Genomic DNA, 15,222 nt, shown 5'->3' with positions numbered 1-15,222 from the left:
TCGTGTAATGGGGTGCATCAACGCAGCCCTCCTTCTTCGCGCATGCCGGGAACAGGCTTGCGCGCCGGTTTGTTGGGATCGATCGGTTGCGGCAGCAGCGTGGCGACGACGAGGTTGTCTTCACTGAAGTACGTCTTGGCAACCTGCTGGATCTGCGCCGACGTGACCGCCTTGATCTTCTCCAGCTGGCGGTCGATCGAGCGCCACGACAGGCCGCTCATCTCGGTCATACCGATCTCCATGCCTTGGCCGAACACCGAATCGCGCTTGTAGATCTGGCCGGCCACGACCTGCGCCTTGACGCGCTTCAACTCGGCATCGGTCACGCCTTCGCGGGCGATGCGCTCGATCTGCGCGCGCAGGGCCTGTTCGATCTCGGCGGTGGTATGGCCGTCGGCGGGCGTGCCGTCCATGATGAAGATCGACGGGCCACGGTTCAGGCCGTCGTAGCCGGCATTGACGTCATCGGCGATACGCTTCTCACCTTTGACGAGCTGGCTCGACAGGCGCGCGTTGTCATAACCGTCGAGCACCGCGGAGAGCACCTCCAGCGCGTACGGATCAACGTCCTTCTCCACATCCCTGAGCGCCGGCACCTTGTAAGCCAGCACCACGTACGGGTTCTCGGCCGGCGCCTTCACCCAGATGCGCTTGACGCCAATCTGCTTGGGCTCTTCCTGCGTGTAACGGCGTGGCAGCGCGTGCGGCTTGAGCTTGCCGTAGGTGCGCTCTGCCAGGCGGAAAGCCTCATCGGGGTTCACGTCCCCCGTCACGATCACGGTGACGTTGTTAGGTGTGTACCAGGCGTGGTACCAGTCCTGCGCGTCCTGCACCGTCATCGTGTCGAGATCGCCCGGCCAGCCGATGGTCGGGTTGCGATACGGCGCGGCGTTGAACAGCGTGGCGAGCATCTGCTCGTAGACAGTCGAACGGGCGGAGTCGTCGATGCGCATGCGGCGCTCTTCCTTCACCACGTTCATCTCCGGCTTGAACTCCTTGTCAGTCAGCTGGAGATTGGCCATGCGATCGGCCTCGAGCTTCATCACATCGCCCAGGTGCGACTTCTCGATCTGCTGGTAGTACATCGTGAAGTCGCGCGTGGTCATCGCGTTCTCGCGCCCACCCATGGCGGCCACGCGGCGGGAGAACTCACCCGGGCCGACGTCCTTGGTGCCCTTGAACATCATGTGCTCGAGCATGTGGGCCACGCCCGTCGTGCCGTTGTGCTCGTCGATGCTGCCAGCGCGGTACCAGACCATGTGGGCCACGGTGGGCGCGCGGTGGTCTTCCTTGACGATCAGGCGCAGGCCATTGGAGAGCTTGTATTCGTGCGTATCGGACTGGCTGGCACCGACCTTGGCGCCGGCAACAGCCGCCGCCGGTCGCACCGGTGCGGCGGCCAACTCCTGTGCACCAGCGGGGCCGGCCAACAGGCCCGCCGCCAGGGCGATTCCTGAGACCATCGCGGCCAATTGCCAGGCACCCGGGCGGGTCCGGCTTGAGACGTTTCGCATGGAAGAGCGCATAAGAGCCGTCTGATAAAATTCGACGCTTGATTCTAACGGCGAATAGACTGCCTTTTACGATGTTTAGTTTCTGGAAGAAGCGCAAGGCAGAGCCGCAACCGGCCGCCGAACCCACGCCCGCAGCGGCGCCCGAAGCTGTTCAGGCGCCAGTGCCCGCCCCTGCGGCAGCACCCGACGCCTCGAGTGCTCCCCTCACACCACTAGACGCTAGCGCCACGCCGTCCACGCCACCCGCAGCGGAAGACACCCGACCAGGCTGGTTGTCGCGCCTGGGCTTTGGCGCAGGCGCCGCGCCCGAGGCCGCCGCCGCCCCGCAGGCGCCAGCGCCTGCTCTTGAACCCGTTGCGGTTGCCCCCGTGCCGGCTGAGGCGCCCGCGCCCGTCATTGCACCACCCACATCGGTTGCCGTGCCGGACGCCCCGATCGAGGCTGCTCCGCTCGATATGCAGGCCGATGACATCGAGACCGTGCCGACACCGCCGGTGATCGAACAGGCCCGCAAGGGCTGGATGTCACGCCTGCGCTCCGGCTTGTCCAAGACGAGCAAAAACCTCACCACGCTCTTCGTCGGCGTAAAGGTGGACGAGGCGCTGTTCGAAGAACTCGAAACCGCGCTGTTGATGGCCGACGCCGGTGTCGACGCCACCGAATATCTGCTGGGCGAACTGCGCCGCCGCATCAAGGCCCAGCGCATCGAAACCGCCGAGGGCGTGAAAGAAGCCCTGCGCGACCTGCTGGTCGAGTTGCTGCACCCGCTGGAGAAAACCATGGTGCTCGGCCGCGAGCAGCCGATGGTGATCATGATTGCGGGCGTGAACGGCGCCGGCAAGACCACCAGCATCGGCAAGCTGTGCAAGCACTTCCAGACCTACGGCCAATCGGTGCTGCTGGCTGCGGGCGATACGTTCCGTGCCGCCGCGCGCGAGCAGCTCGTGGTCTGGGGCCAGCGCAACAATGTGACCGTGGTCGCGCAGGAATCCGGCGACCCAGCTGCCGTCATCTTCGACGCCGTGAACGCAGCCCGCGCTCGTGGCATCGACATCGTCATGGCCGACACCGCCGGCCGCCTGCCGACGCAGCTGCACCTGATGGAAGAGCTCAAGAAGGTGCGCCGCGTGACCGCCAAGGCGATGGCCACGGCGCCGCACGAAACGCTGCTGGTGATTGATGGCAACACGGGCCAGAACGCACTGGCGCAGGTGAAGGCGTTTGACGAGGCGCTGGGCCTCACGGGCCTGATCGTCACCAAGCTGGATGGCACTGCCAAGGGCGGCATCCTCGCCGCCATTGCGCGGCAGCGGCCGGTGCCGGTGTACTTCATTGGCGTGGGGGAGCAGGTGGAAGACCTGCAGCCGTTCTCCGCACGCGAATTCGCTGACGCCCTGCTGGGCTGATCCGCAATCCCGGCGACGCCATGACGCCGGGACAACTCACTTCACTGTACTGACGACTTAGGCCGCCGCATCCGGCTGCGCCGCAGGCGCCGCCCGCTCAAACGCGGGCTGTGCCATGCAATGCTCGAAGATGCGGGCCAGCGTCGGAAACTCCTCCACCGCCACATCAAACCGCTTGCCGTTGAACACCTGCGGCACGAGGCACACATCGGCCAGCGTCGGCGTATCGCCCACGCAGTAGGCGCCCGTCAGCGGCGATGCCGACAGGCGCGTCTCCAACGCCGCAAACCCCAGGCGCACCCAGTGGCGATACCAGTCGTTGCGCGCTTCCTCTTCCACGTTGAACGTGTTCTTCAGGTACTTGAGCACGCGCGGGTTGTTGAGCGGATGGATCTCGCACGCAATCGCCAGCGCAATCGCGCGGATATGCGCGCGGTTGCTGGCCGAGCCCGGCAGCAGCGTGGGCTCTGGATGCGTCTCTTCCAGGTACTCGACGATCGCCAAGGACTGGTTCAGCACGTCGGTGCCGTCGCACAGCACGGGCACCAGCGCATCGGGGTTCAGCTTGACGAAGTCGGGCGCCAGTTGCTCGCCCTTGAGCAGGTGCACCGGCGCGTAGTCGTACGGCAGACCCTTCACCTCTAGGGCAATACGCACACGAAACGACGCCGAACTGCGGAAGTAGTTGTACAGCTTGATCGACATGGTTCTGCCTCAGATGACCTTGACGTGCAGCTCGCCCACGCCGTCGATCTTGCCGACCATCAGGTCGCCCACCACCACCGGGCCGACGCCTTCGGGCGTGCCGGTGTAGATCAGATCGCCAGGGCGCAGTTCGAACAGGCGCGACAGATACGCAATGGTTTCCGGCACCGACCAGATCAGGTCCGACAGGTCACCGCGCTGGTGTTCGCGGCCGTTGACCGACAGCGTGACAGCGCCCTTGTCTGCATGGGCGACATCCTTGGCCGGCACGATCGGGCCGATGGGCGCCGAGCCATCGAACGCCTTGCCGGTCTCCCACGGGCGGCCGCCCTTCTTGGCCGCGTTCTGCAGATCGCGGCGCGTCATGTCCAGGCCGATGGCGTAGCCGTAGATGTGATTGGCCGCGGTTTCCACAGCGATGTCGCGGCCGCCCGTGCCGATGGCAACCACGAGTTCGATCTCGTAGTGGCAATCCTTCGTTTCGGTCGGGTAGACGAACTGGCCGGTCTCACCATCAGGGATGTAGCGCACGGCATCGGCCGGCTTGCAGAAGAAGAACGGCGGTTCACGATCGGGGTCGGAACCCATCTCGCGGGCATGGGCGGCGTAGTTGCGGCCGACGCAGTACACACGGCGCACCGGAAACTGGCCTTGCCCGCCACGCACGGGAATGCCATTGACGGCGGGCGGGGTGACGACGAAATCGGTTACATGCGCGGTCACATGAGCGGTCATGCAGGTCTCCTCGGACTAAGCTGGGATGAAACAGAAACTGACGGGGACACGGCCACCGCCCCCCCGGCGACCGAGCTGCGAGCATACACCCGCACCGGCCCGGCGCGGTTCTTGCATGAGTGGCGTGCACACTGCCCCACTTTGCACCATGCACGCGAAACCGCCCGCCCCACCCGCCTCGCTCGCCGCTCCCGCTTCGGCCGCGCCGATGCGCGTGCTGCTGGTGCGCGATCCGCTGGATGCCGAACAGATCAACCTGGATCTGATCCGTACTGGGCTAGCCGAGGCCGGCTTCGTCAACGTGGGCGTGGCCGATGCTGACCTCACCCTGCCCGAGCGCATCGCCGAAACCCAACCCGACATGGTGATCGTCGCGTCCGAATCCGCCGCGCGGGACACCATCGAGCATGTCTGCGTGGCCACGCAGCACGCGCCACGGCCCATCGTGCTGTTCACTGACAACGACGATGCCGCACGCATCAAGGCGGCGTTCGCGGCCGGCATCACGGCCTACATCGTCGACGGGATCAAGCCCACGCGCGTGAAGGCGGTGCTGGACGTCGCCTACGCCCGCTTCGAGCACGAACGCACCCTGCGCGCGGAACTCGACACCGCCAAGACGCAACTGGCCGAGCGCAAGGTGCTGGAGCGCGCCAAGGGGCTGCTCATGAAGCAGATGAACCTGTCGGAAGACGACGCCTTCAAGCGCCTGCGCAAGATGGCGATGGACCGCAACATCAAGCTGGTGGAAGCGGCGCAGCGTGTGATCGATGTGATGGCTGGCTGAGCGGCCGGGCGACCGCCCAGTTTTGGTGCGGCGCACAAGTCCGGCGCTGGAATCGCACCAGTCATGCGCCACAGTCAGCGCTCCGAAGGCGTCGTTCAGACCCGCATGTGCCGAGCTTTAAGCTCCGAACGCCGGGCTCAGACCTCCAATTTCCCGAGCTCAAAGCGCCGCGTGTCGAGATCCGGACATCAAGCACCGAGCACAAACCTTCGCGCGCCGGCCTCTGATCTCCAATCACCGAGCTAAAAGCCTCGGACTCCCGATGCTCTGAGCCCCAACCGTCGAGCTAAAAGCTTCGCGCGCCGAGCTCCGAGCCCCAAGCGTCGAGCTAAAAGCCTCACACGCCGAGCTCCGAACGCCAACGGCCGAGCTAAAAGCCTCACACGCCGAGTTCCGAACGCCAACGGCCAAGCTAAAAGCCTCATACCCCGAGTTCAGAACCCCAACGGCCGAGCTAAAAGCCTCGCACACCGAGTTCAGAACCCCGCACGCCGGGTTCCGAACCCCATGCACCGCGTCTGGAACGTCAAGGTTGGCATACCCCTTGCAAGTGCCGAAGTGAAGCTGGTGCCAACGTGGGTATCGGCATGGGACAACGGCGTCCCGATGCATGGCATGACGACCCGTCCGGCGGATGGGCGGTGCCGCGCGTCGGGACGCCTTTTCTTTGGAGCCATGGATGGCCGCGCCAGACAAGAACGACGTCGTCGTCAAGCCGATCAACCCGAAGCGCCGCAGCGTCATGAAGGCTGCGGCCACCATCGCAGGAGGTAGTGCCGTGGCATTGATCGATCCGCTGGTGCGCGCTGGTGCCTGGGCCGCTGGCTCCGATGCGCCCGAGAAGGCCGAACTGAAGGTCGGCTTCATTCCGCTCACGGACTGCGCGTCGGTGGTGATGGCGTCCACGCTCGGCCTCGACAAGAAGTACGGCATCAAGATCACGCCGTCCAAAGAGGCATCGTGGGCCGGCGTGCGCGACAAGCTCGTCTCGGGCGATCTGGATGCGGCGCATGTGCTCTACGGGCTGATCTACGGCGTGCAGCTGGGCATTGGCGGGCCGAAGAAAGACATGGCCGTGCTGATGACGCTCAACAACAACGGCCAGGCGATCACGCTGTCGTCCAAGCTCAAGGAAGCCGGCGTGCGCGATGGCGCGTCGCTCAAGGCGGTCATGGCGAAGGACAAACGCGACTACGTCTTCGCGCAGACCTTCCCGACCGGCACGCACGCGATGTGGCTGTACTACTGGCTGGCCGCGCACGGCATCCATCCGCTGCAGGATGCGAAGGCGATTACCGTACCGCCGCCGCAGATGGTGGCCAACATGCGCGTCGGCAACATGGACGGCTATTGCGTGGGCGAGCCGTGGGGCGCGCGCGCGATTGCCGACAACATCGGCTTTACCGCCGAGACCACGCAGGCCATCTGGAAGGACCACCCGGAGAAGGTGCTCGGCACCACGGCGGAGTTCGTGCAGAAGTATCCGAACACGGCACGCGCGTTGACGGCCGCGGTGCTGGAGGCGTCCAAGTTCATCGACGCGTCGGCGTCGAACCGGCGCAAGACGGCCGAGACCATCGCCGCCAAGTCCTACGTCAACACCGACATGGACATCATTCTCGACCGCATGCTCGGCCGTTATACGAACGGCATCGGCAAGACGTGGGACGACCCGGACCCGATGCGCTTCTATCACGACGGTGCGGTCAACTTTCCGTACCTGTCGGATGGCATGTGGTTCCTCACGCAGCACAAGCGCTGGGGCCTGCTGAAGGCGCATCCGGACTACCTGGCGGTCGCCAAGCAGATCAACCGCGTCGACATCTACAAGCAGGCCGCCACCGCCACCGGTACGCCCTTGCCCAAGAGCGACATGCGTACGGCCAAGCTGATCGACGGTGTGGCGTGGGATGCAAAGAACCCCGCTGCGTATGCCGACGGCTTCAAGCTGAAAGCCTGACACCTGCCCTCCCTGATTGCGGTCCTTCACGTCGATGGAGCCCGACATGAACACGCTCGTCAAAACGTTGTCCGGCGTGCAGTCCGACGCCGCTGTTCCCACGCGCCGCACCGTCTGGCGCGACTGGTTTGTTGCTGCTGTGGTGAAAGGTTTTCCGCCCCTGCTGGGCCTGGTGATGTTTGTGCTTGCGTGGCAGGGCATCGCCACGGCCATCCCTGCGTTGCCCACACCGGCTGTCACGTGGAAAGCCGCCGTCGCCCTGTTTGCGGATCCGTTCTATCGCAACGGCCCGAATGACCAGGGTGTGGGCTGGAACGTGCTGGCCTCGCTCGCCCGCGTGGGGGCGGGCTTTGGGATGGCGGCCGTCATCGGTATTCCGGCGGGCTTCCTGATCGGGCGCTTTGCGTTTCTAAACGCGATGGCCTCGCCCATCATCAGCCTGCTGCGGCCGGTGTCGCCGCTGGCGTGGCTGCCGATCGGGCTGCTGCTGTTCAAGTCCGCCAACCCGGCGGCCATCTGGGCGATCTTCATCTGCTCGATCTGGCCGATGGTCATCAACACCGCCGTGGGCGTGACGCGCGTGCCGCAGGATTACCTGAACGTGGCGCGGGTGTTGAACCTGTCGGAGTGGAAAGTGTTCACGCGGGTGCTGTTTCCGGCAGTGCTGCCGTACATGCTGACGGGCGTGCGGCTGTCGATCGGCACCGCGTGGCTGGTGATCGTGGCGGCGGAGATGCTCACGGGCGGAGTCGGTATCGGCTTCTGGTTGTGGGACGAATGGAACAACCTGAAGGTGGAACACATCGTCATCGCCATCTTCGTGATTGGGGTGGTGGGCTTGCTGCTGGAGCACGCGCTGCTGGCGATCGTGCGGCGGTTCTCATACGACGCAGCGATTTGAGGAGAGGGGGGGGGCGACCATGAGCGAAAAATTCCTGCGCATTGAAAACGTCGGGCAGACGTTCAAGACCAAGAGCGGGCCGTTCGTTGCCCTGCGTGATATCGATCTCACTGTCGCGCAGGGCGAATGCATCGCGCTGATCGGGCACTCGGGGTGTGGCAAGTCGACGTTGCTCAATCTGATTGCCGGGCTCACGCGGCCGACCACCGGTGCGTTGATCCTGGCGGAACGCGAGATTGCCGGGCCGGGGCCGGATCGGGCTGTCGTGTTTCAGAACCATTCGCTGTTGCCGTGGCTGACGTGCTTTGACAACGTGTACCTCGCCGTTGAGCGGGTGTTTGGCAAGCGTGAATCAAAGACGGAGTTGAAGGCGCGCACACATGCGGCGCTGGCGCTGGTGGGCTTGTCGCATGCTGAACAGAAGCATCCACATGAGATTTCTGGAGGGATGAAGCAGCGGGTGGGGATTGCGCGGGCGCTTTCCATGGAGCCCAAGGTGTTGCTGATGGATGAACCGTTTGGCGCGCTGGATGCGCTCACGCGGGCGCATTTGCAGGATGAGCTGCTGAAGATCATTGCCGCTACGGGCAGCACGGTTGTGATGGTCACGCATGACGTGGATGAAGCCGTGCTGCTGGCTGACCGGATTGTGATGATGACGAATGGGCCGGCCGCCACGATCGGGGAAGTGTTGAAGGTGGAACTGGCGCGGACTCGGGATCGTGTTGCGCTGGCTGATGACCCGACTTATCACGCTTGTCGGACTGCTGTTTTGGATTTTCTGTATCGCAAGCAGCGGCATCCGGTGGCTGAGGCGGCTTAATTGTTTGCTGTTTCTGTTTTGGTTTTGGTGTTGGTGGTTTGCCTCCCTTTCGTCCCCTGCCGGGGCCGACTCACTTTCTTTGTCTTGCCAAAGAAAGTAAGCAAAGAAAAGCGCGCCCGAGATGGCGACTTCCCCTTGGATTTTTGTCGCGGGGAGGGAGGGGAGGCAAACTCGCTTCGCTCAGACAGCCTCCCCTCTTTTTCCTCCCCGCAACAAAAATCCAAGGCGCCATCTAGGGCAGGGGTAAAACACACCATCGCTTGCTAGCGCACCACTCCGTCTTGTGTTCCAAACTACTCTCCGCTAACCGCTAGCCTCGCACTCGCGCGTTCTGCATCACGCATCACGCATCACGCATCACGCATCACGCATCACGCATCACGCATCACGCATTCGACCGAGCCTTGGCGCTCACTTCTGTTCCCCGCTGGTTTGGCCTTTGATGTTCCTGCCCTTGATGGCGCCTTGAATTTTTGTAAGCGGGCGGAAAAAAGACGGGGAACTGTCTGAGCGAAGCGAGTTTTCCCCGTCTCCGCACGGTTACAAAAATTCAAGGGGAAGTCGCCATCTCGGGCGCGCCTTTCTTTGCTTACTTTCTTTGGCAAGACAAAGAAAGTGAGTCAGCCCCGGCAGGGGATGAAACAAGGGATGGACCAACAACAAAAAAACCAACCAAACCCACGATCTGGCGCCAGCACTGAACCCAGCGCTATGATCAACCCCACGCCAATACCACCGCACCAAACCCATGCCCGCTCCCCCCATCCTCCCCGACAACGCCGCAGAAGAAGCCGCCGCTAACGGCCCTTTCCCGGCAACCAAGTTCATCAAGGAAATCGGCCGCGGCGCTGACGGTGCCCGCGCGCTGGTCAAGCACGACGCGCGTGCCCTCTTCACCGCGATGCTCGAAGGCCGCGTGGCCGAGATCCAACTCGGCGCCATCCTCATGGCTTACCGCATCAAGGGCGAAACCCCGGAAGAGCTGGACGGCATGCTGGAGGCCACCCACGCGCACTGCCGGCCGTTGCCGGCACCGGACACGCCAGAACACGCCCTGCCCGTGGTGATCCCCAGCTACAACGGCGCCCGCCGCCAGCCCAACCTGGTGCCCCTGCTGGCCAAGCTGCTGGCACGTGAAGGCGTGCCGGTGCTGGTGCACGGCATCCGCCGCTTCGACGGCCGCATCACCACGGCCACACTATTCGACGCGCTCGGCTGGCCCATCTGCGAGAACATGGACGAGGCCCGCGAGCGGCTGGAGAACGATCGGTTGGCCTACGTACCAATCGACGTGCTCTCACCCGAGCTGGCAACGCTGCTGGACAAGCGCGAGATCGTCGGCCTGCGCAATTCCGCGCATACGGTGGTGAAGATGCTGCAGCCGATCGGCAATCACGCGCCGCACGAAGCACTGCGGCTGGTCAGCTATACGCACCCTGAATACCGGGACACGCTCACCGATTACTTCCTGCGTCATCCTGCCAACGTGCTGCTGGCACGCGGCACCGAAGGCGAGGCGGTGGCCGATGCGCGACGCGGCAGCGCGGTGGAATGGCTGCGTGATGGTGTGCACGAGACGGTGATCGACGCGGTGGAAGGATCGAGCGATACGCCGCCCGAACTGCCCGCCGGCTCGGACGCGGCAGCAACGGCACGGTGGATTGAAGCGGTGCTGGACGGAAAACAGCCGGTACCGGAGCCGATTGCCAAGCAGGTGCGCGCCATCGTACGTTGCGCACGACCTGCTTGATCAGCGGGTCTTACTTGGACGGCAGCGGAATGCGCTCCGTCTCGCCGGGCACGTGGGCGAAGGCGTCGGCCTCCCAACGCTGCTTGGCGTCTTCGATGTCAGCCTTGTCGCTGGCAACGAAGTTCCAGTAGATGTGGCGGTGGCCGTCGGTCGGCTCGCCGCCCAGCAGCATCACGCGTGATGACACCTGCGCGGTAAGCGTCACGTCGCAGCCGGGTTCGAGCACGGCCAGGTGCTGCGGGTCGAGTGATTCGCCGTCGATCGTGACAGCGCCGTCGACGAGATACAGGCCGCGGTCTTCATGCTCGGGCGGGATCACCAGCGATGCCCTCGCTGCCAGCTCCAGCGCCACATACAACGTGCGCGAACTCACCTTCACGGGCGACGTCAGCCCAAACGCATCGCCTGCGATGACCACGCCCCGCACGCCGGGGCAGTCGAGCTTGGGCAGCGTGTCGGCGCCATGGTGCGCAAAGCTGGCCTCGACCTTTTCCTGATCCTTCGGCAGCGCCACCCAGGTCTGGATGCCGTGCAGGCGGGCGCCCTTCTCACGGGCTTCGGGTGTCGAACGCTCGGAATGCGCGATGCCGTTGCCGGCGGTCATCCAGTTCACGTCGCCGGGGACGATGGTCTGCACGCTGCCCAGGCTGTCACGGTGGACCATGCTGCCGTCAAACAGGTAGGTAACGGTGGCCAGGCCGATGTGCGGGTGCGGGCGCACGTCGATGCCCTCGCCGGGTGGAAAGTCCACCGGCCCCATGTGATCGAAGAAGATGAACGGGCCAACCGTCTGGCGCGCCGCCGAGGGCAGCACGCGCTTGACCGAAAAGCCGCCCAGGTCGCGCACGTGCGGGCCGATGATGTGCTGGATGGAGGTCATGATGGCTCCTCTGCTCAGGTGCGTGCGGCCAGTTCGGTGTCGACGCTGATCTCAACCTCGGTCATCAGCTTGTGGACCGGGCACTTGCCGGCCACGCGCAGCAGGTCGGCGCGCTGCTCATCGGTCAGGTCGCCGTGCAGGGTGAGCACGGTGCGCAGTTTGTAGCGGCCCTGGCGCTCCTGGCTGCCGTCATGCTCGACGGCCACATCGATGGAGTCCAGCGGATATTTGCGTTGCCGGGCGTAGAGCGTGACGGTGAGTGCCTTGCAGCTCGCCAGCGCGGCATCGAAATAGGCGTGCGGGTCGGGCGCGCTGCCCTCGCCGGTGGGCTTGGGGACGTCGGTATAGAACGTGACGCCCTCGGGGAAGGTGACTTTGTGGCGGAACAGGCCTTCGGTGTCCTTGCTGACGACGATGGTCATGACGGCTCCTGGGTGCGGTTCGACGGCTGGTATGACGATACCCGGGGGAGTGTAGCGAAGTTACGTGACGTCACGCGAGGTGCAGCGCAGATCGCATTTCTCGCAGACGTCTCCCCCATGTCGTCGGGGGTGGGGCACTTTGCCTATGCAAACGCTCAAGCGACGCGCATTTACGCCGATTTCCCGGTTGGGGCACGTTCGTCCGGACCTGCCCCGTTTCGGGCCCCACATAAAGATCCTGCATGATTTCTCGCCGCCCGCTTGTCGCCATTGCCGGCGGCATCGGCGCTCTTCTCACGCTCGTCGGGCTGACCGTCATGGTCAGCTGGCTGCGGCATTGGCCGCAGGGCGTGAAGCTGGGCGGCGATCAGCTTGTGGTGGTGTTTGCCACGGGGCTGAACCTGGTGCTGCTGGGCGCGGGCCTGATCGCGCTGCTGATCGGCACGCTATGGCCCGATGCACGCTGGGCAGACCGCGCCGCGCGCCTGGCCGGCAGTGCGGTGGCCGTGCTGTGCACGTTGCGCTTGGCGGAAGTGGCGACCGGCTGGCCCGTCGCGCTGGACTTTCCGGAGGTGCACACCTGGTTGGTGCGCAACTGGCTGACCGGGTGGATCGGCGGCATGCACCCGAGCCACGCGCTGGCGCTGGCCACGGGCGCGGGCGCGCTGTGGCTCGTCCCGACGGTGCGGCAACGGCATCGCGCGCGGTGGCTGGTCGCGCTGATGGGCGTATCGGTGGTGCTCAGCGCCGGAGACCTGCTCGGCCGCGCCATGGCACTGGAGTATCTGTACCCCATCTGGCTGCACTGGCGCGCCTCCGACGTGGCCGCCGGCTGCACGCTGCTGGTGGTCGTGGGCGTGCTGTGCGCCGCACTGGCCCGGCATCCGCGCCCGTTCCATATTCGCCCTACTCAGTTGCGGCCGGAAGACACCATCGTCTGGATCAGCGGCGGCTGTGTGGTGCTGGCAGGCCTGGGCGCCACCGTCACCGCCTTCATCATCCAGGTCGATAGCGCCAGCGTGGCGTTCGGCAACACGCGAACGCGCGCGCTGTCGAGCTACGCCGAAGAGTTCGACCAGGTGCTGGCCATGCGCGCGGAAAACCCGCGGCTGGTGGCCGCTGCCATGCGCATCCAGGAGGCACTGCGCCATCCCGCCGACAACGCAGCCCGCCTGCACGGCGAGAGCGCGCTGCAGGCCTATCACGAGCAGGGCTACTCGTACCTGCAGCTGCGCACGCTGGCCGACGAGGGCATCATCAGCCTCGGCACAGAGGTGTTGCATCCGGAACTGGCGATCGCGCTGCACGCCGGCCTGGCGCCCGAGCGCGTCACGCTGCAGTGGAACCACGGCTTTGCCATGCGCACCGAAACACCCGTCATGGCGGACGGCACGCAGATCGGCTGGCTGGTCGCCGAGCAGCCGCTGGCTCACATGACGGCCCGCTACACCAACCTGCCCGACGCCGGCGCGACGGAAACGCTGGCCATGTCGGGGTTCGATGCGGCTGGCCGCGCGATGTCGTTTCCGCAGCGCTTTGACGCCAGTATCTTCGAGCTGCCGGCGCAGACGATCGAGCAGCGGCCGCTGCCCTCGCGCTTGGCGCTGGCGGGCCAGTCGGGCTACGGCCAATGGCGCGACATCCACGGCGTGCCGACTTCGCTCAGCTATACGCCCATCGGCCACACGGGCCTGGCGCTGATCAGCAAGATCTCCAGCGCTGAGCTGTACACGCCCATGCGCGCCCAGTTCGAGCGGCTGGCCGCGTTCATGCTGTGTGGGATCATCGGCAGCGTGGCGGCCATCCGGTTGACGGTACGGCCGTTTGCCAACCGGCTGGCGGCGTCCGAGCGCGCCCTGCGCATCGCCAACGAAAGCCTTGAGCGCCGGCGTGACGCCCTGCGCGCCAGCCGCGAGCAACTGCGCCTGGTGGCCGACAACGTGCCCGCACAGCTCAGCTATGTCGACCCCGACGGCGTCGTCCGCTTTGCCAGCCGCACGCTGCTCGAAGCGTTCGGCCGCACGCAGGACGACATGGTCGACCGCCACGTCAGCGAGATCTACACGCCCGAGGACTACCGCACGCTGCTGCCCTACATGACCGAGGTGCTGGCCGGGTATCCGGTGCAGTTCGACATCACCTCGCTGCGCACGGGCAAGCCGCGCTACCTGAGCGGCCATTACTACCCCGACTACGATGACCGCGGCACGCTGCGGGGCTACTTCTCGGTACTGCAGGACCTGACCGCGCGCACCACCGCCGAGATCGCACTCGCCCGCAGCGAACGCGCGCTCACGCTGGTGCTCGACAACGCACCGCTGCTGGTCTCGCACATCGACGCCGACGGCATCTTCACCTTCTGCAACGTCACCCATGCGCGCTGGCTGCAGCGCACGCCCGAGGAGGTCTGCGGCCGGCCCGCGCAGGAGATCTTCACGCCGGGCACCTATGCGCTGCTGGCGCCATACCTGAACCGCGCGGTGCGGGGCGAGACGGTCGAGTTTGAGATCAACGCGCCGTGGTACGAGAAGCCGCACGCCAGCGGCCCGCGCCGCCGCACACGCTATCTGCGTGGCCACCTTGTGCCGGATGCCGCGGATTGCGACTGCGGCGCCGAGCGCTGCGGCTTCTACGCCTTTGTGCAGGACGTGACCGAGGCCAAGCGCAGCGAGATGGAGCTCTCGCGCATGGCCCGCTTCGACGCGCTCACCGGCCTGGCCAATCGCTACGAGCTCTACGAGCGCCTGCGCACGGCCCTGGAGCGCCGCCAGCGCCAGCCCGCCCCCATGGGGGTGCTGTACCTGGACGTGGATCACTTCAAGCACATCAACGACACCTACGGCCACGCGGCCGGTGATGCAGTGCTGGTGGAAGTCGCCCGCCGCCTGCAGCAGGCTGTGCGCCGCACGGACACCGTCGCCCGCCTCGCAGGTGACGAATTCGTCATCCTCCTGGACCCGCTCGACGCCCCGGATGATGCGCTGCACACCGCGCACAAGGTGGTGAGCGCGATCCGCCCGCCGATCCCCCTGCGCGGCGATGTGTCGCTGCATGTGACGGCCAGCATCGGCGTCGCCTGCCCGGCGCCCGATATCAGTGATCCCGACGTGGTTTTGCGCGAAGCGGACCGCGCACTTTATTGGGCCAAGTCACGCGGGCGTAACACTGCGGCATAAGTGCGAACCGATACCGCTGGCGACTGTCTATGACTGGGTGCGCGGCCACTTTTGCTGCGGCGCAATCATCACACTATTGAGGCCCATCATCTGATTTGCGGGAACTATCAACCGGCACAAAATGTCCTATTAGCACTCTTCCGGTTGGAGTGCTAAGATGCTT

12 protein-coding genes are annotated in these 15,222 nt (G+C 65.3%); 7 read left to right on the top strand and 5 right to left on the bottom strand.

All coding sequences use genetic code 11. The annotated features are described in order from the left end of the window. Positions 1–17: 17 nt before the first annotated feature. Positions 18–1,526, bottom strand: a complete 1,509-nt coding sequence (locus ACS13N_RS09840; RefSeq protein WP_438931492.1) for a M16 family metallopeptidase — start codon at positions 1,524–1,526, stop codon at positions 18–20. Between the two features lie 59 nt (positions 1,527–1,585). On the opposite strand from ACS13N_RS09840, the gene ftsY reads away from it, so the two are divergent. Then, on the top strand, positions 1,586–2,920 hold the full coding sequence (gene ftsY, locus ACS13N_RS09835) for a signal recognition particle-docking protein FtsY (RefSeq protein WP_438931491.1): 1,335 nt from the start codon (positions 1,586–1,588) through the stop codon (positions 2,918–2,920). A 57-nt stretch (positions 2,921–2,977) separates the two neighbouring features. On the opposite strand, the gene maiA is transcribed toward ftsY, so the two are convergent. Together maiA and ACS13N_RS09825 are read right to left on the bottom strand one after the other, a co-directional pair. Next, positions 2,978–3,625 (bottom strand): maleylacetoacetate isomerase, encoded by a 648-nt coding sequence (maiA, locus tag ACS13N_RS09830; RefSeq protein WP_438931490.1) that lies wholly within the window; start codon positions 3,623–3,625, stop codon positions 2,978–2,980. A 9-nt stretch (positions 3,626–3,634) separates the two neighbouring features. Further along, the gene (locus ACS13N_RS09825; protein ID WP_438931489.1) at positions 3,635–4,360 is read right to left on the bottom strand and encodes a fumarylacetoacetate hydrolase family protein; all 726 of its coding nucleotides are present in this window, start codon (positions 4,358–4,360) and stop codon (positions 3,635–3,637) included. Positions 4,361–4,508: 148 nt separating this feature from the next. Here ACS13N_RS09825 and ACS13N_RS09820 point away from each other — a divergent pair, with 148 nt between their 5' ends. From ACS13N_RS09820 to ybiB, 5 genes are all read left to right on the top strand, one after another. Next, complete coding sequence (locus ACS13N_RS09820) at positions 4,509–5,147, top strand: ANTAR domain-containing response regulator (RefSeq protein WP_438931488.1); 639 nt, start codon at positions 4,509–4,511, stop codon at positions 5,145–5,147. 679 nt (positions 5,148–5,826) lie between these two features. Beyond that, on the top strand, positions 5,827–7,107 hold the full coding sequence (locus ACS13N_RS09815; RefSeq protein ID WP_438931487.1) for a CmpA/NrtA family ABC transporter substrate-binding protein: 1,281 nt from the start codon (positions 5,827–5,829) through the stop codon (positions 7,105–7,107). Between the two features lie 46 nt (positions 7,108–7,153). Further along, positions 7,154–8,008, top strand: a complete 855-nt coding sequence (gene ntrB, locus ACS13N_RS09810; RefSeq protein WP_438931486.1) for a nitrate ABC transporter permease — start codon at positions 7,154–7,156, stop codon at positions 8,006–8,008. Between the two features lie 19 nt (positions 8,009–8,027). Continuing rightward, a complete protein-coding gene (locus ACS13N_RS09805) occupies positions 8,028–8,831 on the top strand; it encodes an ABC transporter ATP-binding protein (protein ID WP_438931485.1) in 804 nt (267 codons plus the stop codon). A 748-nt stretch (positions 8,832–9,579) separates the two neighbouring features. Further along, positions 9,580–10,581, top strand: coding sequence for a DNA-binding protein YbiB (ybiB, locus tag ACS13N_RS09800; protein WP_438931484.1), 1,002 nt, complete (start codon positions 9,580–9,582; stop codon positions 10,579–10,581). Positions 10,582–10,591: 10 nt separating this feature from the next. Here ybiB and ACS13N_RS09795 read toward each other — a convergent pair whose 3' ends face one another. Continuing rightward, on the bottom strand, positions 10,592–11,461 hold the full coding sequence (locus ACS13N_RS09795) for a pirin family protein (protein WP_438931483.1): 870 nt from the start codon (positions 11,459–11,461) through the stop codon (positions 10,592–10,594). Between the two features lie 14 nt (positions 11,462–11,475). Beyond that, on the bottom strand, positions 11,476–11,883 hold the full coding sequence (locus ACS13N_RS09790) for an OsmC family protein (protein WP_438931482.1): 408 nt from the start codon (positions 11,881–11,883) through the stop codon (positions 11,476–11,478). Positions 11,884–12,125: 242 nt separating this feature from the next. Between ACS13N_RS09790 and ACS13N_RS09785 the strand changes: the two genes are divergently transcribed. After that, complete coding sequence (locus ACS13N_RS09785) at positions 12,126–15,059, top strand: diguanylate cyclase domain-containing protein (protein ID WP_438931481.1); 2,934 nt, start codon at positions 12,126–12,128, stop codon at positions 15,057–15,059. The last annotated feature ends 163 nt before the right edge of the window (positions 15,060–15,222 follow it).

The sequence above is a fragment of the Ralstonia sp. 24A2 genome (assembly GCF_051783885.1).
GTDB lineage: Bacteria > Pseudomonadota > Gammaproteobacteria > Burkholderiales > Burkholderiaceae > Ralstonia.
This window is presented reverse-complemented; position numbering and strand designations above follow the sequence as displayed.

Bases quoted from the DNA above. Each gene is read 5' to 3' on its own strand.
- ACS13N_RS09840 (WP_438931492.1), bottom strand. From the start codon at position 1,526: ATGCGCTCTTCCATGCGAAACGTCTCAAGCCGGACCCGCCCGGGTGCC.
- ftsY (WP_438931491.1), top strand. From the start codon at position 1,586: ATGTTTAGTTTCTGGAAGAAGCGCAAGGCAGAGCCGCAACCGGCCGCC.
- maiA (WP_438931490.1), bottom strand. From the start codon at position 3,625: ATGTCGATCAAGCTGTACAACTACTTCCGCAGTTCGGCGTCGTTTCGT.
- ACS13N_RS09825 (WP_438931489.1), bottom strand. From the start codon at position 4,360: ATGACCGCTCATGTGACCGCGCATGTAACCGATTTCGTCGTCACCCCG.
- ACS13N_RS09820 (WP_438931488.1), top strand. From the start codon at position 4,509: ATGCACGCGAAACCGCCCGCCCCACCCGCCTCGCTCGCCGCTCCCGCT.
- ACS13N_RS09815 (WP_438931487.1), top strand. From the start codon at position 5,827: ATGGCCGCGCCAGACAAGAACGACGTCGTCGTCAAGCCGATCAACCCG.
- ntrB (WP_438931486.1), top strand. From the start codon at position 7,154: ATGAACACGCTCGTCAAAACGTTGTCCGGCGTGCAGTCCGACGCCGCT.
- ACS13N_RS09805 (WP_438931485.1), top strand. From the start codon at position 8,028: ATGAGCGAAAAATTCCTGCGCATTGAAAACGTCGGGCAGACGTTCAAG.
- ybiB (WP_438931484.1), top strand. From the start codon at position 9,580: ATGCCCGCTCCCCCCATCCTCCCCGACAACGCCGCAGAAGAAGCCGCC.
- ACS13N_RS09795 (WP_438931483.1), bottom strand. From the start codon at position 11,461: ATGACCTCCATCCAGCACATCATCGGCCCGCACGTGCGCGACCTGGGC.
- ACS13N_RS09790 (WP_438931482.1), bottom strand. From the start codon at position 11,883: ATGACCATCGTCGTCAGCAAGGACACCGAAGGCCTGTTCCGCCACAAA.
- ACS13N_RS09785 (WP_438931481.1), top strand. From the start codon at position 12,126: ATGATTTCTCGCCGCCCGCTTGTCGCCATTGCCGGCGGCATCGGCGCT.